Origin of the sequence: Allobosea sp., from assembly GCF_051860145.1 — a bacterium.
GTDB lineage: Bacteria > Pseudomonadota > Alphaproteobacteria > Rhizobiales > Beijerinckiaceae > Allobosea.
In genome coordinates this window covers 1-535 of sequence record NZ_JBHYEM010000065.1, presented here as the reverse complement: position 1 = coordinate 535, position 535 = coordinate 1, and the positions used below count along the sequence as shown (strand labels likewise).

Below are 535 nucleotides of genomic sequence, written 5' to 3'. Positions count from 1 at the left end.
GGACGGTAGCTGATCACCACCCCCGTGAGCGCTGCGCGATCACGTCCATCGTTCCGATACAGGTACTGCAGCACCTCCTCCCTGCGCGCATGCTCGAAATCGACATCGATGTCGGGCGGCTCATTGCGCTCTTTGGAGATGAATCGCTCGAACAGCACGCTCATGCGGCCCGGATCGACTTCCGTGACACCCGTGCAGTAGCAGACCACGCTGTTGGCGGCGCTGCCGCGGCCCTGGCACACCGTGCGAAGGCCACGATGTCGGCCACCGTGAGGAAGTAGTGTTCGTAGCCCAGGTCTGCAATCAGCGCAAGCTCGTGCTCGATCTGCGTGTGCATCGCGGCCGGAATGCCGTCGGGCCAGCGGCGGCCCGCCCCTTCATAGGTAATTCGGCGCAGGTAGCTGGCGGGTGTTTCCCCTGCGGGCACCACCTCGTCAGGGTACTGGTAACGCAACTCGTCCAGGCTGAAGCTGCATCGCTGGGCGACCTCGAGCGTGCGCGCGAGCAGCTCTACGCTGTAGGTCTGGGCGAGGCG

At 64.9% G+C, this 535-nt stretch carries 1 pseudogene; it reads right to left on the bottom strand.

The features are described 5' to 3' along the window. Positions 1 to 427, bottom strand: a pseudogene (locus ACTIF2_RS27720) (error-prone DNA polymerase); the annotation flags it as partial. Positions 428 to 535: the final 108 nt, after the last annotated feature.